16 protein-coding genes and 1 pseudogene are annotated in these 18971 nt (G+C 41.4%); 13 read left to right on the forward strand and 4 right to left on the reverse strand.

Annotated elements, in window-relative coordinates:
* Positions 1–89: 89 nt before the first annotated feature.
* Genes ADJ60_RS04750 through ADJ60_RS04760 form a run of 3 tightly spaced genes read right to left on the reverse strand, consistent with a single transcriptional unit; the run spans position 90 to position 2744 of the window.
* Complete coding sequence (locus ADJ60_RS04750; protein ID WP_049543755.1) at positions 90–842, reverse strand: ABC transporter ATP-binding protein; 753 nt, start codon at positions 840–842, stop codon at positions 90–92.
* Positions 839–1795 carry an iron chelate uptake ABC transporter family permease subunit gene (locus tag ADJ60_RS04755; protein ID WP_049543765.1) on the reverse strand — a complete coding sequence of 319 codons (957 nt, stop codon included), beginning with the start codon at positions 1793–1795 and terminating at the stop codon, positions 839–841. Before ADJ60_RS04755 ends, ADJ60_RS04750 begins: the two co-directional genes overlap by 4 nt.
* Entirely contained in the window at positions 1785–2744 is a 960-nt protein-coding gene (locus tag ADJ60_RS04760; RefSeq protein WP_049543767.1) for an ABC transporter permease, read from the reverse strand. Before ADJ60_RS04760 ends, ADJ60_RS04755 begins: the two co-directional genes overlap by 11 nt.
* A 237-nt stretch (positions 2745–2981) precedes the next feature.
* Here ADJ60_RS04760 and pepA point away from each other — a divergent pair, with 237 nt between their 5' ends.
* Both pepA and ADJ60_RS04770 read left to right on the forward strand, forming a co-directional pair.
* On the forward strand, positions 2982–4046 hold the full coding sequence (gene pepA / locus ADJ60_RS04765; protein WP_049543769.1) for a glutamyl aminopeptidase: 1065 nt from the start codon (positions 2982–2984) through the stop codon (positions 4044–4046).
* A 19-nt stretch (positions 4047–4065) separates the two neighbouring features.
* Positions 4066–4362: an enterocin immunity protein gene (locus tag ADJ60_RS04770; protein ID WP_049543770.1), complete on the forward strand. Its 297-nt coding sequence runs from the start codon at positions 4066–4068 to the stop codon at positions 4360–4362.
* 96 nt (positions 4363–4458) lie between these two features.
* Here ADJ60_RS04770 and ADJ60_RS04775 read toward each other — a convergent pair whose 3' ends face one another.
* Positions 4459–6090, reverse strand: a complete 1632-nt coding sequence (locus ADJ60_RS04775; protein ID WP_049499742.1) for a Na/Pi cotransporter family protein — start codon at positions 6088–6090, stop codon at positions 4459–4461.
* 303 nt (positions 6091–6393) lie between these two features.
* Between ADJ60_RS04775 and ADJ60_RS11945 the strand changes: the two are divergent.
* From ADJ60_RS11945 to grpE, 11 genes and pseudogenes are all read left to right on the forward strand, one after another.
* A pseudogene (locus ADJ60_RS11945) lies at positions 6394–6456 on the forward strand (YSIRK-type signal peptide-containing protein); the annotation flags it as partial.
* Positions 6457–6747: 291 nt separating this feature from the next.
* The gene (locus ADJ60_RS04780; RefSeq protein ID WP_414717616.1) at positions 6748–11667 is read left to right on the forward strand and encodes an endo-beta-N-acetylglucosaminidase; all 4920 of its coding nucleotides are present in this window, start codon (positions 6748–6750) and stop codon (positions 11665–11667) included.
* 89 nt (positions 11668–11756) lie between these two features.
* A complete protein-coding gene (locus tag ADJ60_RS04785) occupies positions 11757–12953 on the forward strand; it encodes a phosphoglycerate kinase (protein ID WP_001096743.1) in 1197 nt (398 codons plus the stop codon).
* A 135-nt stretch (positions 12954–13088) separates the two neighbouring features.
* Entirely contained in the window at positions 13089–13616 is a 528-nt protein-coding gene (locus tag ADJ60_RS04790) for an FUSC family protein (protein WP_049543772.1), read from the forward strand.
* Between the two features lie 76 nt (positions 13617–13692).
* On the forward strand, positions 13693–14049 hold the full coding sequence (gene glnR / locus ADJ60_RS04795) for a transcriptional repressor GlnR (RefSeq protein ID WP_000659548.1): 357 nt from the start codon (positions 13693–13695) through the stop codon (positions 14047–14049).
* Between the two features lie 36 nt (positions 14050–14085).
* Positions 14086–15432, forward strand: coding sequence for a type I glutamate--ammonia ligase (gene glnA / locus ADJ60_RS04800; protein WP_004255939.1), 1347 nt, complete (start codon positions 14086–14088; stop codon positions 15430–15432).
* Between the two features lie 119 nt (positions 15433–15551).
* A complete protein-coding gene (locus tag ADJ60_RS04805; RefSeq protein WP_049543857.1) occupies positions 15552–15872 on the forward strand; it encodes a PadR family transcriptional regulator in 321 nt (106 codons plus the stop codon).
* Positions 15872–16447 carry a DUF2812 domain-containing protein gene (locus ADJ60_RS04810; protein ID WP_049543774.1) on the forward strand — a complete coding sequence of 192 codons (576 nt, stop codon included), beginning with the start codon at positions 15872–15874 and terminating at the stop codon, positions 16445–16447. The genes ADJ60_RS04805 and ADJ60_RS04810 overlap by 1 nt, the downstream gene beginning before the upstream one ends.
* A 34-nt stretch (positions 16448–16481) precedes the next feature.
* Complete coding sequence (locus ADJ60_RS04815) at positions 16482–16994, forward strand: DUF2812 domain-containing protein (RefSeq protein ID WP_049543859.1); 513 nt, start codon at positions 16482–16484, stop codon at positions 16992–16994.
* Between the two features lie 160 nt (positions 16995–17154).
* Positions 17155–18189, forward strand: a complete 1035-nt coding sequence (gene hrcA, locus ADJ60_RS04820; RefSeq protein WP_049543775.1) for a heat-inducible transcriptional repressor HrcA — start codon at positions 17155–17157, stop codon at positions 18187–18189.
* 26 nt (positions 18190–18215) lie between these two features.
* Positions 18216–18740 carry a nucleotide exchange factor GrpE gene (gene grpE / locus ADJ60_RS04825; protein ID WP_000046038.1) on the forward strand — a complete coding sequence of 175 codons (525 nt, stop codon included), beginning with the start codon at positions 18216–18218 and terminating at the stop codon, positions 18738–18740.
* The last annotated feature ends 231 nt before the right edge of the window (positions 18741–18971 follow it).

Below are 18971 nucleotides of genomic sequence, written 5' to 3' on the forward strand. Positions count from 1 at the left end.
TTTTTAAAATGTGATAACGATGTAGGGAGTCTCTTAGATAGGTTTGTTAGCTAAGAGACAGAGGGTTCTCTAACAGGGGTTCAGAATAGCTAGCTATAGATACAAATCTTTTTGCCATTGATATCCGCCAGCGTGATGGGAATCTCATAAAGTTGACTGAGCAGGTCAGCCTGCATGATTTGATCTGTCCTTCCCTTGCAAAAGACTTGGCCGTCCTTGAAGGCGACAATTTCATCCGCATACTGGCTGGCCATGTTGATATCGTGGAGGACGATGATAATGGTCTTACCGAGTTCTTCCACTAGTCTCCGAAGAATCTGCATCATGCTGACGCTTTGCTTGATATCGAGATTGTTGAGTGGTTCGTCCAGCAAGATAAAGTCTGTATCCTGGGCCAGTACCATAGCGATAAAGACCCGCTGGAGTTGTCCCCCAGACAGGCTATCGATGTAGCGGTTTTTTAAGTTGGTCAGTTCTAAATAGTCCAGAGTTTCTCGGATTTTTTCCCAGTCTTCTGCTCTCAGTCGACCTCGACTGTAGGGAAAACGTCCAAAACTGACCAGTTCTTCAACAGTCAATTTGGCTTGGTAATTGATTTTCTGCTTTAGGATAGTCAGTTCTTGAGCCAGTTCTTGCGAATTCCAGCTCTCGATTTCACGGCCTTTGATACTGAAAATTCCCTGATCTTTCTTGGTCAATCTGCTCATGATGGAGAGGAGAGTCGATTTTCCGGCACCATTGGGGCCAATAAAGGCTGTCAGTTTCTGAGGACTGACTTCAAGCGTAATACCTTGCAAAATATCCTGTTTTTGAATGGATTTGTCAATGTTTTCCAGTTTCACCGACGCGCCCTCCTATAAAGTAAGATAAAGAATAAGAAGCCACCCACACTCTCGATAATCATACTGATGCGAATTTCCAGCGCAAAGACTCGTTCAATCAGGGCTTGCCCCAAGGTCAAGCTAATAAATCCAACCAGAATGGCTACGATAAAGAGTAACTTGTGCCGATAGTCTTTGACAATCAGGTAGGTGAGGTTAGCCAGCATAAAGCCGAAGAAGGCAATAGGCCCTACCAAGGCAGTGGCCGTTGAGGTCAAAAGCATGATACCCCAGAGGAGTTCTCTCTGTTCTTTTTCAACATTGAGCCCCAATATCTGAGCCGTTTCTCTTTGCAGGTGCAAGACATCCAGAATGACTGCTTTTCGAAAGAAAAAGATTGTCAAAGCAAGGATAATCAGAGAACCGATAGCTAGGATGGAAGTGTTGAGATGTTGAAAGGAGGCAAAGAGACTGTTCTGCAGTTTATCGTATTCGTTTGGATCCATCAGGACCTGAAGGAAGGTACTGATATTTCGAAAGAGACTTCCGAGGGCTAGACATATCAACAAAATGAAGACAAGGTCTTGCTTCATCAGTGTCTTCAAGTAGCCTTGCAAGGCGAGAAAGAAGAGGGATTGAAGTAGAAGTAAGACTAGGAATTCTAAAATAGGAGACTTCCCGAGTTGAAGAAACTTACTTTCAAAAACCAGTAGTAGGGTTTGTAGTAGGACGTAGAAGGATTCAATTCCCAAAATGCTTGGCGTCAGGAAGCGATTTTCCGTTAGGGTTTGAAAACTAATGGTAGAAATCCCTGTCGCGATGGCTACCAAGAGATAAACGATAACCTTTTGGGAACGCAACTTCCAAGCAAAGGCTGACAGGTGAGTAATGGGCCAAAAGTAGAGGAGACAAGCTCCGATGGTCAGAATAATGAGAATCCAGAAGAGCTTAGTATGTTTACTTTTAAACTGCATCTTTTCTTCCCCCTCTCCAGAGAAGTAGGATAAAGACGAGGCTACCGATGATTCCTAGCAAGAGGCTGACAGACAGCTCATAGGGCCGAATCAGAACTCGGGATAGGATATCGCAGGCTAGGACCAGATTGGCACCAACCAGAGCGACGATGAGTTTGGTTTGACTTAGATTATCTCCATAGTGCTTGCGAACAAGATTGGGGACAATAACTCCGAGAAAGGGCAAGCCACCCACGGTAATCATGGTGACACTAGTCGTTAGCGCCACCAGAAAGAGAGCCAGTTTTTCGAGTAAGGAGTAGGAAATCCCCAAACTCTCACTGGCTTCCTTGCCCAGATTCATGATGGTAAAAGTTTGGGATAATTTCCAAACGGCTATCAGGATAATGAGGCCTAAGAAAAGCCATTCATACTGATGGGTCTGAATCATGGAGAAGGAGCCCTGGGTCCAGGCAGTCATACTCTGAACCAGATTGAAACGATAGGCGATAACTTCTGTCACAGAACCGATAATCCCGCTATAGATGATCCCAATCAGAGGCAACATCCACCTTTCCTTTACAGTAAAAATGGTCATAAAGGCTAGGAAGAAGAGGGTGAATACGATGGATGAAACAAAAGCGAAGAGCATCTTTTGGGTCAGACTAGCCGACGGAAAGACAAAGAGGCTCAATACCATTCCCAGTTTGGCGGCTTCAGTGGTTCCAACTGTACTCGGAGCAGCAAACTGATTTTGAGTGATAGTCTGCATGAGAAGTCCTGCCATACTCATACTAGAGGCAGTCAGGAGAATGCTAATGGTCCTTGGAAGACGGGACTCTTGAAAGAGAAGCCAGGTCTGCTGGTCGAAAGCAAAGAGCTTTCCCCATGAAAAATCACTGGTCCCAATGCTAATAGAGAGAAAGACTAGGACTAGAAGTAAGCCAATTAAATAATGAGAAAGTTTCATACCCCATCCTTTCATGTAGATTTGGTACCGAAAGATACCTGCGGATATTACTGTAACACGATTTCTTTAATCTGTCAATAAATTTTCTGACAATTTAATGTAAAAAGAAAGAAAAATTCCTGAAAAAACATCTGTCTCTCTTTTTTAGTAGGAAAACTGAGTAAAAAACTATCCACCTTCCCGCTATCCTTCTCCTATAAAAAGTGGTAGAATGGATGAAAGAAAGAAGGAACTGAAATGACAACATTATTTTCAAAAATCAAAGAAGTAACAGAACTTGCTGCGATCTCAGGTCATGAAGCACCTGTCCGTGCTTATCTTCGTGAAAAGTTGACACCGCACGTGGATGAAGTGGTGACAGATGGCTTAGGTGGTATTTTCGGGATTAAGCATTCAGAAGCTGCAGATGCACCGCGCGTCTTGGTCGCTTCTCATATGGATGAAGTTGGTTTTATGGTCAGCGAAATCAAGCCAGATGGTACCTTCCGTGTGGTAGAAATCGGTGGCTGGAACCCCATGGTGGTTAGCAGCCAACGTTTCAAACTCCTGACTCGTGACGGTCGTGAAATTCCTGTGATTTCGGGCTCTGTTCCGCCACATTTGACACGTGGAACAGGTGGACCAACCATGCCAGCTATTTCAGATATTATTTTTGATGGTGGTTTTGCGAATAAGGCTGAGGCAGAAAGCTTTGGTATCCGTCCTGGCGACACCATCGTACCAGATAGTTCTGCAATCTTGACAGCCAATGAAAAAAATATTATCTCAAAAGCTTGGGATAACCGTTACGGAGTTCTTATGGTGAGCGAGTTGGCGGAAGCTCTTTCAGGTCAAAAACTCGGAAATGAACTCTATCTTGGCTCTAACGTCCAAGAAGAAGTTGGTCTGCGTGGTGCTCATACATCTACAACCAAGTTTGACCCAGAAGTTTTCCTAGCAGTTGACTGCTCACCTGCTGGTGATGTTTATGGTGGTCAAGGCAAGATTGGGGATGGAACCTTGATTCGTTTCTACGACCCAGGTCACTTGCTTCTCCCAGGAATGAAGGATTTCCTTTTGACAACGGCTGAAGAAGCTGGTATCAAGTACCAATACTACTGTGGCAAAGGCGGAACGGACGCTGGCGCAGCCCATCTGAAAAATGGAGGTGTTCCTTCTACAACAATCGGTGTCTGCGCTCGTTATATCCACTCTCACCAAACCCTCTATGCGATGGATGACTTCCTAGAAGCGCAAGCTTTCTTACAAGCCTTGGTGAAAAAATTAGATCGTTCAACGGTTGATTTGATTAAAAATTATTAAACTTAAGGAGGTGGTAGGGATGGTAGAACCAAACCTAGAAGGCCTTGTAAAAGATCTTTACAATCATGCTCGACATGATTTGAGTGAAGATTTAGTTGCTGCTCTCCTAGAGACTGCTAAAAAACTGCCTACTACAAATGAGCAATTGCTGGCAGTTCGTCTCTCAGGCCTGGTCAATCGTGAATTGCTCCTAAATCCCAAACATCCGGCACCTGAGTTGCTCAACTTGGCTCGCTTTATCAAAAGAGAAGAAGCTAAGTACAGAGGAACTGCAGCTTCTGCGATTATGTATGGGGAGCTCTTTAAAATGCTTTGATTCCATTGTGGATCAAAGCATTTTTTATATGGTAGAAAAGCAATTCTTGGTTAGGAAAAGAAAAAAGCCATCCCATTCAGGATAGCTTCTTGGTTCTTAGATTTGTTCAGCGATGACCTTTTCAGCAAGGTTCATGGCGTGGTCAGATACACGAGTATAGTGGGAAATGATGTCGATAAAGTTGACCCCAGCTTGTGTTGAACACTCACCCTTGTTGAGGCGTTTGATGTGGGTCTTTCTGAGAACACGCTCCATATTGTTGATTTCTTTATGGCGTTCAATCAGACTTTGAGCTTTTTCAATATCATTGTTTTCCACGCTATCAAGGGCATCCTTGATAAAGCCAGTGGTTTTTTGATAGATATCAGCCAATTCCTGCAAAGCAGCTTCAGAAAACTCAACATTTTTACGTTGAAGGTAGTCAGTCAGATTGATTAGGGCCTCAGCGTGATCCCCAATCCGTTCCAAATCACGGGATGAATCAAGGATGTTGGTCAGCACTTCACTTTCTTTCTGGCTAAGGGCTTCACTTGAAAGAGTAATAAGGTAACGAGTCAATTTTTCATCAATGGTATTGATGGCTTCCTCTGTCTTGTGTCCTTTTTCAGCAACCTTTTCATTAAGGTCAATGATGTAGTTGTATGAAAGGTCAAAGGCTTTAGAAGCATAATTTCCCAAGTGAAGGAGTTCTTTCTTTGCATTTCCGAGAGCGATTGATGGAGCTTGTTTAATCAAATGCTCATCAAGATAAAGTGGCTCGTACTTGACAACTTCATCTTCACCAGGGATGAGCTTGGTTACAAAGTAGGCCAAGGCTCCTATGAATGGAAATTGGATAATAGTATTTGTGATATTAAAGGTTCCGTGGGCGAAGGCAATGGTCATTTCTGGAGCCAGATTGAGTGTAGATTCAAACCATTGAATCAAGCCGGTGAAAGGCACAAGGAAGACGATACAGATAACCGTACCAATCACGTTAAAGGCGACGTGGGCACCAGCAACACGTTTGGCAGCGATATTGGCTCCAAGAGAAGCAATAATAGCTGTAATGGTCGTTCCGATATTATCACCAAACAAGACTGGTAGGGCACCTTGTAGATCAATCAAACCACTTGCGTAAAGATTCTGTAGGATACCGATAGTTGCGGAAGAAGCTTGAATGAGTAGGGTTAGTCCAGTTCCGACAAAGACACCTAGAATAGGACTCTTACTTAGTTCAACCATATAGTCTCTAAAGACTTGCAGGTCTTTTAGAGGTTCCATTGCACCGCTCATAAGATTGAGAGCGAAGAAGATACCACCTACACCAAAAATGATACGTCCGATGTTATTGATAGAGCGATTCTTGGTGAAGAAGAGACAAATCGCTCCGATGAAAAGCATTGGTAAGGCGTAATCTCCTAGCTTAAAACCGATGATAAAGGATGTAACGGTAGTTCCAATATTGGCACCCATGACAATACCGATAGCTTGACGCAAGGTCAAAAGTCCTGCGCTGACTAGCCCCACTGTAATGACTGTGACACCAGAACTTGACTGAATTAGCGCCGTCATACCGATACCAACTAGCACACCGAAGAACGGATTGCTGGTATATTTGTCAATGTAAAAACGAAGGCGATCTCCAGCAGCTTGTTGCAAACCGTCTCCCATGGTCTTGATACTATATAAGAATAATCCTAGACCACCTAAAAAGTGAAATAAAATTTCCTGCCAATTAATGGACATTTCTTTTTCCTCCGAAAAATAATAACGGAATTTCTCCTATTCTATTTTAAAGGATAAAAGTAAATCTAACAAGTGTTAAGCTAAGATTTTAGAAAGAAAATTCGTTAGAATGGGCCTTAATTATATTAATTTTACCAATTTCTAACCTAGATATAGGTATTTCCTTTTATATATTGACATTTAAAAGAAATATTTTAAAATGAGGGAGGAATTATCTTGGTCCCTGTGATTGGGATAAAAATTTTATAAAGAAAGTTAAGCGCTTTCTTTTGTGCAACAAAATCAATTTTTTAGGAGGAGAAAATGAAGAATCCATTTTTTGAAAGACGTTGTCGTTACAGTATTCGTAAGTTATCAGTAGGAGCCTGCTCGCTGATTATTGGTGCTGTTTTATTTGCTGGTCCAGCCTTAGCAGAAGAAACTGCAGTTCCTGAAAATAATGGAGCTAATACAGAGCTTGTTTCAGGAGAGAGTGAGCATCCAACTAATGAAGCTGACAAGCAGCATGAAGGAGAACATGCTAGAGAAAATAAGCCAGAAAAGGCAGAAGGAGTAGCGACAGCATCTGAAACTGCTTCGCCAGCAAGCAATGAAGCTGCAACTACTGAAACCGCAGAAGCAGCTAGCGCAGCTAAACCAGAGGAAAAAGCAAGTGAGGTGGCTGCAGAAACACCATCTGCAGAAGCAAAACCTAAGTCTGAAAAGGAAATAGAAGCAAAGCCCGAAGCAACTAGCCAAGGAGATGAGTCTAAGCCAGCAGCAGAAGCTAATAAGACTGAGAAAGAAGTCCAGCCAGATGTCCCTAAAAATACGGAAAAAACATTAAAACCAAAGGAAATCAAATTTAATTCTTGGGAAGAATTGTTAAAATGGGAACCAGGTGCTCGTGAAGATGATGCTATTAACCGCGGATCTGTTGCCCTCGCTTCGCGTCGGACAGGTCATTTGGTCAATGAAAAAGCTAGCAAGGAAGCAAAAGTTCAAGCCCTATCCAACACCAATTCTAAAGCAAAAGACCATGCTTCTGTTGGTGGAGAAGAGTTCAAGGCCTATGCTTTTGACTATTGGCAATATTTAGATTCAATGGTCTTCTGGGAAGGTCTCGTACCAACTCCTGACGTTATTGATGCAGGTCACCGTAACGGGGTTCCTGTATATGGTACACTCTTCTTCAACTGGTCTAATAGTATTGCAGATCAAGAAAAATTTGCTGAAGCTTTGAAGCAAGACCCAGATGGTAGCTTCCCAATTGCCCGTAAATTGGTGGATATGGCCAAGTATTATGGCTATGATGGCTATTTCATCAACCAGGAAACAACTGGGGATTTGGTTGAACCTCTTGGAGAAAAGATGCGCCAGTTTATGCTCTATACCAAGGAGTATGCTGCTAAGGTAAACCATCCAATCAAGTATTCTTGGTACGATGCCATGACTTATAACTATGGACGTTACCACCAAGATGGTTTGGGAGAATACAACTACCAATTCATGCAACCAGAAGGAGATAAGGTTCCAGCAGATAACTTCTTTGCTAACTTTAATTGGGATAAGGCTAAAAATGATTACACTATTGCAACTGCCAACTGGATTGGCCGTAATCCTTATGACGTATTTGCAGGTTTGGAATTGCAACAGGGTGGTTCCTACAAGACCAAGGTTAAGTGGAATGACATTTTAGATGAAAATGGGAAATTACGCCTTTCTCTTGGTTTGTTCGCCCCAGATACCATTACAAGTTTAGGAAAAACTGGTGAAGATTATCATAAGAATGAAGATATCTTCTTTACAGGTTACCAAGGAGACCCTACTGGCCAAAAACCAGGTGATAAAGATTGGTATGGGATTGCTAACCTAGTTGCGGACCGCACGCCAGCAGTAGGTAATACTTTTACTACCTCTTTTAATACAGGTCATGGTAGAAAATGGTTCGTAGATGGTAAGGTTTCTAAGGATTCTGAGTGGAATTACCGTTCAGTTTCAGGTGTTCTTCCAACATGGCGCTGGTGGCAAAAATCAACTGGTGATAAGTTGAAAGCAAGCTATGATTTTGAAGATGCTTATAATGGTGGAACTTCTCTCAAATTTGCAGGGGATCTTTCAGGTGCGACCAAGCAAGATGTGAATTTGTACTCTACTCGCTTGAAGGTGACAGATACAACCAAATTGCATGTTGCCCACAAAGGAGGCAAGGGAACCAAGGTTTATGTAGAATTTGCAACCAAGAAAGATTATACCTACGGTGATGAAGCTGCCCGTAAAGAATTGACAGTTTCAGATAACTGGACTACCGATGATTTTGATTTGAGTGCCTTAGCAGGTAAAACAATTTACGGTATTAAACTCTATTTTGAAAATGACAAAGACTTAAAAGGCTATCAATTTAACCTGGGGCAATTGACCATCAGCAATAATCAAGATGCTCCTCAGGCACCAACCACAGTAGCTGTAGCCAAACAAGTCCTTAAAAATGCCCAAGAAGCGGAAGCAGTTGTGCAATTTAAAGGCAACAAGGATGCAGATTTCTATGAAGTTTACGAAAAAGATGGAGACAGCTGGAAATTACTAACTGGCTCATCTTCTACAACTATTTATCTACCAAAAGTTAGCCGCTCAGCAAGTGCTCAAGGTACAACTCAAGAACTGAAGGTTGTAGCAGTCGGTAAAAATGGAGTTCGTTCAGAAGCTGCAACTACAACCTTTGATTGGGGCATGACTGTAAAAGATACCAGCCTACCAAAACCACTAGCTGAAAATATCGTTCCAGGTGCAACAGTTATTGATAGTACTTTCCCTAAGACTGAAGGTGGAGAAGGTATTGAAGGTATGTTGAATGGTACCATTACCAGTCTTTCAGACAAGTGGTCTTCTGGACAGTTAAGTGGTAGTGTGGATATTCGTTTGACCCAGCCACGTACAGTTGTTAGATGGGTGATGGACCATGCTGGAGCTGGTGGAGAATCTGTAAACGACGGTTTGATGAACACCAAAGACTTTGACCTTTATTATAAAGATGCGGATGGTCAATGGAAGTTGGCTAAGGAAGTTCGTGGCAATAAAGCCCATGTTACAGATATTACCCTTGATAAACCAATCACAGCTCAAGATTGGCGCTTGAATGTTGTCACTTCCGACAATGGAACTCCATGGAAGGCTATTCGTATCTATAACTGGAGAATGTATGAAAAGCTTGATACTGAAAGTGTCAATATTCCGATGGCCAAGGCTGCAGCCCGTTCTCTAGGCAATAACAAGGTACAAGTTGGCTTTGCGGATGTACCAGCTGGAGCAACCATTACCGTTTATGATAATCCAAATTCTCAAACTCCGCTTGCAACCTTGAAGAGCGAAGTTGGAGGAGACCTAGCAAGTGCACCATTGGATTTGACAAATCAATCTGGTCTTCTTTACTATCGTACCCAGTTGCCAGGCAAGGAAATTAGTAATATCCTAGCAGTTTCCGTTCCAAAAGATGACAGAAGAATCAAGTCAGTCAGCCTAGAAACAGGACCTAAGAAAACAAGCTACGCCGAAGGGGAGGATTTGGACCTTAGAGGTGGTGTTCTTCGAGTTCAGTATGAAGGTGGAGCTGAGGACGAACTTATTCGCCTAACTCACGCGGGTGTATCAGTATCAGGTTTTGATACGCATCATAAGGGAGAACAAAATCTTACTTTACAATATTTGGGACAACCGGTACATGCTAATTTATCAGTGACTGTTACTAGTCAAGATGAAGCAAGTCCGAAAACTATTTTGGGAATTGAAGTAAGTCAGGAACCGAAAAAAGATTACCTAGTTGGTGATAGCTTAGACTTGTCTGAAGGACGCTTTGCAGTGGCTTATAGCAATGACACCATGGAAGAACATTCCTTTACTGATGAGGGAGTTGAAATTTCTGGTTACGATGCTCAAAAGACCGGTCGTCAAACCTTGACGCTTCGTTACCAAGGTCATGAAGTCAACTTTGATGTTTTGGTATCTCCAAAAGCAGCATTGAACGATGAATACCTTAAACAAAAATTAGCAGAAGTTGAAGCGGCTAAGAACAAGGTGGTCTATAACTTTGCTTCACCAGAAGTAAAAGAAGCCTTCTTGAAAGCAATTGAAGCGGCCGAACAAGTGTTGAAAGACCATGAAACTAGCACCCAAGATCAAGTCAATGACCGACTTAATAAATTGACAGAAGCTCATAAAGCTCTGAATGGTCAAGAGAAATTTACGGAAGAAAAGACAGAACTTGATCGCTTAACAGGTGAGGCTCAAGAACTCTTGGCTGCCAAACCAAACCATCCTTCAGGTTCTGCCCTAGCTCCGCTTCTTGAGAAAAATAAGGCCTTGGTTGAAAAAGTAGATTTGAGTCCAGAAGAGCTTGCAACAGCGAAACAGAGTCTAAAAGATCTGGTTGCTTTATTGAAAGAAGACAAGCCAGCAGTCTTTTCTGATAGTAAAACAGGTGTTGAGGTACACTTCTCAAATAAAGAGAAGACTATCATCAAGGGCTTGAAAGTAGAGCGTGTTCAAGCAAGTGCTGAAGAGAAGAAATACTTTGCTGGAGAAGATGCTCATGTCTTTGAAATAGAAGGTCTAGATGAAAAAGGTCAAGACGTTGATCTCTCTTACGCTTCTATTGTGAAAATTCCAATTGAAAAAGATAAGAAAGTGAAGAAAGTCTTCTTCTTGCCTGAAGGCAAAGAGGCAGTAGAATTGGCTTTTGAACAAACGGATAGTCATGTTATCTTTACAGCACCACACTTTACTCATTATGCCTTTGTTTATGAATCTGCTGAAAAACCACAACCTGCTAAACCAGTAGAAAAAGTTATTTCAAGCAAGGAACCAACTGAAGGTGTCAAGAATTTGGTTGTGGATACTCCAAAATTAGAAATTGAAGAGACAAGTATTGCCTTCGAACACCAAGAACGTCCAAATCCAAATCTTACAGTCGGTCAACGTCAACTTGTCCAAGAAGGAGTTGAAGGACAAATTCGCCGTTTGATTGAAGTAGATAGTCAAGGCAATCGTACCCTTCGCGCTACAGAAGTTTTGAAAGAAGCAAGCCCTGAAATCGTAGAAGTAGGTACTGGTCTCATTCCTGCCAATCCAGCACCACAAAACACAGATCTTCCAAAACCTACTAATCAACCGGCTTCTGATCAACAAAAGGCTCCTAAATTGGAAGTTCAAGAGGAAAAGGTTGCCTTTGATCGTCAAGAGCATGAAAATGCTGATATGCTAGTTGGGGAACAACGAGTCATCATACAGGGACGAGATGGTCTATTAAGACATGTCTTTGAAGTTGATGAAAACGGTCAGCGTCGCCTTCGTTCAACAGAAGTCATCCAAGAAACGATTCCAGAAATTGTTGAAATTGGAACAAAAGTAAAAACTGAACCAGCAGTAGCGCCTACACAAGAAAAACCAGCCCAAAATACAGCAGTTAAATCAGAAGAAGCAGGCAAACAATTGCCAAATACAGGAACTGCTGATGCCAATGAAGCCCTAATAGCAGGATTGGCCAGCCTTGGTCTTGCTAGTTTAGCCTTGACATTGAAACAGAAAAAAGAAGATGAAGATTAAATATCGAAAAATCTTGTGAAATCTTTCCTTATATTTCCAAAGTGTGATATAATAGTTTCGAATAAAATAATTAAAGGGGTTTTTGTAACATGGCAAAACTTACTGTTAAAGACGTTGACTTGAAAGGTAAAAAAGTCCTCGTTCGTGTTGACTTCAACGTACCATTGAAAGATGGCGTAATCACTAACGACAACCGTATCACAGCAGCTCTTCCAACTATTAAGTACATCATCGAACAAGGTGGACGTGCAATTCTTTTCTCTCACCTTGGACGTGTGAAAGAAGAAGCTGATAAAGCTGGTAAATCACTTGCTCCTGTAGCAGCAGACTTGGCAGCTAAATTGGGCCAAGACGTTGTTTTCCCAGGTGTCACTCGTGGTGCTGAATTGGAAGCAGCTATCAACGCTCTTGAAGATGGACAAGTTCTCTTGGTTGAAAACACTCGTTACGAAGATGTTGATGGCAAGAAAGAATCTAAAAACGATCCTGAACTTGGTAAATATTGGGCATCACTTGGAGATGGTATCTTCGTAAACGATGCATTCGGTACAGCTCACCGTGCACACGCATCTAACGTTGGTATCTCAGCAAACGTTGAAAAAGCAGTTGCTGGTTTCCTTCTTGAAAACGAAATCGCCTACATCCAAGAAGCAGTTGAAACTCCAGAACGTCCATTCGTGGCTATCCTTGGTGGTTCAAAAGTTTCAGACAAGATTGGTGTTATCGAAAACTTGCTTGAAAAAGCTGACAAAGTCCTTATCGGTGGTGGTATGACTTACACATTCTACAAAGCACAAGGTATCGAAATCGGTAACTCACTTGTAGAAGAAGACAAATTGGATGTTGCGAAAGCTCTTCTTGAAAAAGCAAATGGTAAATTGATCTTGCCAGTTGACTCAAAAGAAGCAAACGCATTTGCTGGTTACACAGAAGTGCGTGACACTGAAGGTGAAGCAGTTTCTGAAGGCTTCCTTGGTCTTGACATCGGTCCAAAATCTATCGCTAAATTTGATGAAGCTTTGACTGGTGCGAAAACAGTTGTATGGAACGGACCTATGGGTGTATTTGAAAACCCAGACTTCCAAGCTGGTACAATTGGTGTGATGGACGCTATCGTGAAACAACCAGGAGTTAAATCAATCATTGGTGGTGGTGACTCAGCTGCTGCAGCGATCAATCTTGGACGTGCAGATAAATTCTCATGGATCTCTACTGGTGGTGGAGCATCAATGGAACTTCTTGAAGGTAAAGTTCTTCCAGGACTTGCAGCTTTGACAGAAAAATAAGATTTTATAAATAAATCAAAGAAGAGAGGGATGAAAGTTCCTCTTTTCTTTTGCTTAAAATAAAAACGCTTCCTCTCAACTATTGCTCATAAAATCAGCCAATTTATGATAAAATGGAAATAGAAAGTTGAGATTATGAGTTATTTTAAAAAATATAAATTCGATAAATCCCAGTTCAAACTTGGTATGCGAACCTTTAAAACAGGTATTGCTGTTTTTCTAGTTCTCTTGATTTTTGGCTTTTTTGGCTGGAAAGGTCTTCAAATCGGTGCTTTGACAGCCGTTTTTAGCCTGAGGGAGAGTTTTGATAAGAGTGTCCATTTTGGGACTTCGCGTATTCTAGGAAATAGTATCGGTGGCCTCTATGCCCTGATCTTCTTCCTATTAAATACCTTTTTCCACGAAGCCTTTTGGGTGACCTTGGTTGTTGTTCCCATCTGCACCATGTTAACCATTATGACAAATGTAGCCATGAATAACAAAGCAGGTGTTATAGGTGGTGTAGCAGCTATGTTAATCATTACCCTATCGATTCCGAGCGGTGAAACGATTTTGTACGTGTTTGCGCGTGTATCAGAAACTTTCATGGGAGTTTTTGTCGCAATTCTCGTAAATTACGATATTGATCGTATTCGTCTCTTTTTAGAGAAAAAAGAAAAATAATGTTACATTTTATAACATTATCAATTGACGTTTGTCTTTTTTTAGACTATAATAGACAGAAAGAAGGAAATTGTAAATGAAGGAAAAAGAATTTCGCCGAAATATGGCTGTTTTTCCTATCGGCAGTGTTATGAAGTTGACCGATTTATCGGCGCGTCAGATTCGTTATTATGAAGATCAAGAGTTGATCAAGCCTGATCGAAACGAAGGAAACCGTCGCATGTATTCTTTGAATGACATGGATCGTCTGCTTGAAATCAAAGATTATATCTCTGAAGGTTATAATATCGCTGCCATTAAGAAAAAATATGCTGAACGTGAAGCGAAATCCAAGAAAGCGGTGAGTCAGACTGAGGTGCGTCGTGCACTTCATAATGAACTCCTCCAACAGGGTCGCTTTGCTTCGGTACGGTCACCTTTTGGTCGCGGTTAGGCAACCGCAAGTAGTCATACATTAAGGAGAAAACTCATGCCAATCACAGCTGCAGATATTCGTCGTGAAGTCAAGGAAAAAAATGTTACCTTTATTCGTCTCATGTTCTCAGATATTTTGGGAACCATGAAAAACGTCGAAATTCCTGCTACAGATGAACAGTTAGATAAAGTCTTGTCAAACAAGGCTATGTTTGATGGATCTTCTATCGAAGGTTTTGTACGTATCAATGAATCAGATATGTACTTGTACCCAGACTTGGATACATGGACAGTCTTCCCTTGGGGAGATGAAAATGGAAGTGTTGCAGGTTTGATCTGTGATGTCTATACAACAGAAGGTGAGCCATTTGCAGGTGACCCTCGTGGCAATTTGAAACGTGCTCTTCGTCACATGGAAGAAGTGGGATTCAAATCCTTTAACCTTGGACCAGAGCCAGAATTCTTCCTATTTAAGTTGGATGAAAATGGAGACCCAACACTTGAAGTGAATGACAAGGGTGGCTACTTTGATTTGGCGCCTACTGACCTTGCGGACAACACACGTCGTGAGATTGTCAATGTCTTAACCAAAATGGGATTTGAAGTAGAAGCGAGTCACCACGAGGTTGCTGTTGGACAACACGAGATTGACTTTAAGTACGATGAAGTTCTCCGTGCTTGTGATAAGATTCAAATCTTTAAACTTGTTGTTAAAACCATTGCTCGCAAACATGGTCTTTACGCAACCTTTATGGCCAAACCAAAATTTGGTATTGCTGGATCAGGTATGCACTGTAATATGTCCTTGTTTGATGAAGAAGGAAACAATGCCTTCTTTGATCCAAATGATCCAAAAGGAATGCAGTTGTCAGAAACGGCCTACCATTTCCTTGGCGGTTTGATTAAGCATGCCTACAACTATACTGCCATCATGAACCCAACAGTTAATTCATACAAACGTTTGGTTCCAGGTTATGAAGCACCGGTTTACATTGCTTGGGCTGGTCGTAACCGTTCGCCACTTGTGCGCGTGCCTGCTTCACGTGGTATGGGGACTCGTCTTGAGTTGCGTTCAGTGGATCCAATGGCGAACCCGTACATCGCTATGGCAGTTCTTTTGGAAGTTGGTTTGCATGGTATTGAAAATAAAATCGAAGCACCAGCTCCTATCGAAGAAAATATCTACATCATGACAGCAGAAGAGCGCAAGGAAGCTGGTATTACAGACCTTCCATCAACCCTTCACAACGCTTTGAAAGCTCTGACTGAAGATGAAGTTGTCAGAGCGGCTCTCGGAGAACATATTTATACTAGTTTCCTCGAAGCTAAACGAATCGAATGGGCAAGTTATGCAACCTTCGTTTCACAATGGGAAATTGATAACTATTTAGACCTTTACTAATACTAATATAGAAGAAAGATTGCCTGAGGGCGGTCTTTTTTCTTGCGTTTTATATCGAGGTGTGATATATTTTATATAATGAAGTGCGATATATCGAACTGAATAGGAGGTGAATGCAAATGGAATTAACGGATAAGATTCGTCGAGTTTATCTTCCGATGACGGAAACGGGTTTTTATATCTTGTTCTGTCTGCAAAAGGAAGGTCATGGTTATAGTATTACGCAAAAGGTCAGGGAAATGACAGATTCGCAAGTTTCAATCAGTCCTGGAACTATGTATGGAACCTTGTCAAAAATGGAAAGGGATGGTTTGATTTCCTTTGTCCGAGAAGAGGAAAAACGGAAAATCTATCAGATTACAGACTTGGGACGAAAAGTTTTAGATATTGAATTGAATCGTATTGAACGACTCTACAGAAACAGTCGGGAGGAAGGATGATGGAAAAGAAAATTGTTTATCGAATTTTTACAATTGCGGATTATGAGAGGGAGGCTCTATACTTTAGAGAAATGCATGCTAAGGGATGGAAACTTAGGGAAGTAAGCTACTCTATCTTATTGTTTGCAGTTAAGTATACCTTTGAAAAGTGTCAGCCTGAGCAAGTGTCTTATCAGTTGGATTTTTACCCAATGGAAAAATCAGAGAGAGCCTCCTATTTACAACTATTTAAAGACTGTGGTTGGGAGCATATTACAGACTTTAATAGTTTTTCCTATTTTAGAAAAGCGCATTCTGAAGTTGAATCGGCTGCAGAGTTTGAAATTTATAACGATGCTACTAACAAGTTGGATATGGTTAATCGCATTTTAAGACTGCGACTAGTACCTGTTTTACTTTTGCTAGCCATACATATACTATTACTATTTATGTTGCTCGATAGGAGTAATACGTTTGATCTATGGAAATTTCTTGTGGTTGGGCTAGATATTTTCTTGTCTTTAATCCTCTTGTTAATAGTTGCCTATATTAGCTGGAAGTTATGGCATAAAAAGAAGGAATTATCAGATTTATGATAGGGTAGATATGCTCAAAATTGGAGGGAAAGTCATGATAAATAAAAAGCAATTTCGGATTTTCACCATTGTTGATTTGGACAAGGAAGAAGATTATTTGCATGAGATGCACTTGAAAGGCTGGAGATATAGAACGAGTCGTTTTGGTTTTTTCTATTTTGACCAATGTCAACCAGATGATATCATCTACTGTATCTATGATTCTAGATTTCTTAAAAAGCATAAGCATGAACTGCAAGATTTTAGAAATAGAGGTTGGGAATTGATAGGAGCAGGTTCTTGTTCGATTCTTCGTAAACCAGCTTATGATATACTTTCAGAGGATCAAGTCTATATGAGTAAGGGGCTCAGATGGGAAGTTATGCGAAATAGACTTCGTTCATGCACAGTTGCTTTCTCAGGTGGTCTTGTTGTTTGTATGAGTTTGTTTCGAGAAGAACTGTCTCAATCTTTCTTTGTCATTTTTGCTCTATATGCTTTTATGATTTCTTATCTAATCTATGGTTTTTTCAGACTTAAAAGGAAATATCAAGTAGATGAACAGTAAGTTTCTAGGTCTTCAGACTGATTTTTAGCACTCTTGACAAAAGAGTGCTAATTTTTTGAGTTTTTATCTTGACATTCTCTTTTAAGGGTGTATAATAGAATCATAAGTTAGCACTTGAGCGTATCGAGTGCTAATCGATCAGACAGAGAGGAGTGATGAGGTGGTTACAGAGCGTCAGCAGGATATTTTAAATCTGATTATTGACATCTTTACCAAAACGCACGAACCTGTCGGATCCAAAGCCTTGCAAGAGTCTATTAACTCTAGCAGTGCAACCATTCGTAATGACATGGCGGCTCTAGAAAAGCAAGGGTTGCTTGAGAAGGCCCATACTTCAAGTGGTCGAATGCCAAGTGTTGCTGGTTTTCAGTACTATGTGAAACACTCACTGGATTTTGACCGACTGGCTGAAAATGAGGTTTACGAGATTGTCAAAGCCTTTGATCAGGAATTCTTCAAATTGGAAGATATTTTTCAAGAGGCTGCTAATCTACTGACAGACCTGAGTGGCTGTACGGTAGTGGCACTGGATGTTGAGCCGAGCAGGCAACGGTTGACAGCCTTTGATATCGTTGTTTTGGGGCAACATACAGCCTTGGCAGTATTTACCCTAGACGAGTCTCGAACGGTTACCAGTCAATTTCTGATTCCAAGGAACTTCTTGCAGGAGGATTTGCTGAAACTGAAGAGCATCATTCAGGAACGTTTCCTCGGCCACACCGTTCTAGATATTCACTACAAGATTCGGACGGAGATTCCGCAGATTATCCAGCGTTACTTCACAACAACGGACAATGTCATGGATCTCTTTGAACATATTTTTAAAGAAATGTTTAACGAAAACATTGTGGTGGCGGGCAAGGTCAATCTCTTGAATTTTGCCAATCTAGCAGCCTATCAGTTCTTTGATCAACCGCAAAAGGTGGCTCTGGAGATTCGTGAGGGGCTGCATGAGGATCAGATGCAAAATGTCCGTGTTGCGGACAGTCAAGAATCCTGTCTAGCTAACTTGGCGGTGATTAGCAGTAAGTTCCTCATTCCTTATCGGGGAGTTGGGATTCTAGCCATTATCGGTCCGGTCAATCTGGATTACCAACAGCTAATCAACCAAGTCAATGTAGTCAATCGTGTTTTGACCATGAAGTTGACAGATTTTTACCGCTACCTCAGCAGTAATCATTATGAAGTACATTAAGATTGAAATCATTAAAGGAGGCGAAAATGGCCCAAGATATAAAAAATGAAGAAGTAGAAGAAGTCCAAGAAGAGGAAGTTGTGGAAACGGTAGAAGAAACAACTCCTGAGAAGTCTGAATTGGACTTGGCAAATGAACGTGCAGATGAGTTCGAAAATAAATACCTTCGCGCTCATGCAGAAATGCAAAATATCCAACGTCGTGCCAATGAAGAGCGTCAAAACTTGCAACGTTATCGTAGCCAGGACTTGGCAAAAGCAATTCTCCCTTCTTTGGACAACCTTGAGCGTGCACTCGCAGTTGAAGGTTTGACAGACGACGTCAAAAAAGGATTGGAGATGGTGCAAGAAAGCTTGATTCACGCTTTGAAAGAAGAAGGAATCGAAGAAATCGCAGCTGACGGCGAATTTGACCATAACTATCATATGGCCATCCAAACTCTCCCAGCAGACGATGAACACCCAGCAGATACCATCGCCCAAGTCTTCCAAAAAGGCTACAAACTCCATGACCGCATCCTACGCCCAGCAATGGTAGTGGTCTATAACTAGTTTAGAAAACTTGACAAAATTTGTCCGAAACGACAATAAACTATGAAGAAAGATAAGAGGCAAGCCGGAGGCTTGCAAGGAAGATATTTCCCGCCGTGGTGAAAGTTTCAGTAGCTTCTGCTACTGAAACAGGGGATTTTTGAGACAATAGGCTCAAAAATAAGTGATGAAATCCCGAAGGGAGTTGCTCACGTCCCCACCACTTAAGGGAAATATCAAAAATAGAAAATT

The organism is Streptococcus pseudopneumoniae, assembly GCF_001076775.1.
GTDB classification, from domain to species: domain Bacteria; phylum Bacillota; class Bacilli; order Lactobacillales; family Streptococcaceae; genus Streptococcus; species Streptococcus pseudopneumoniae_G.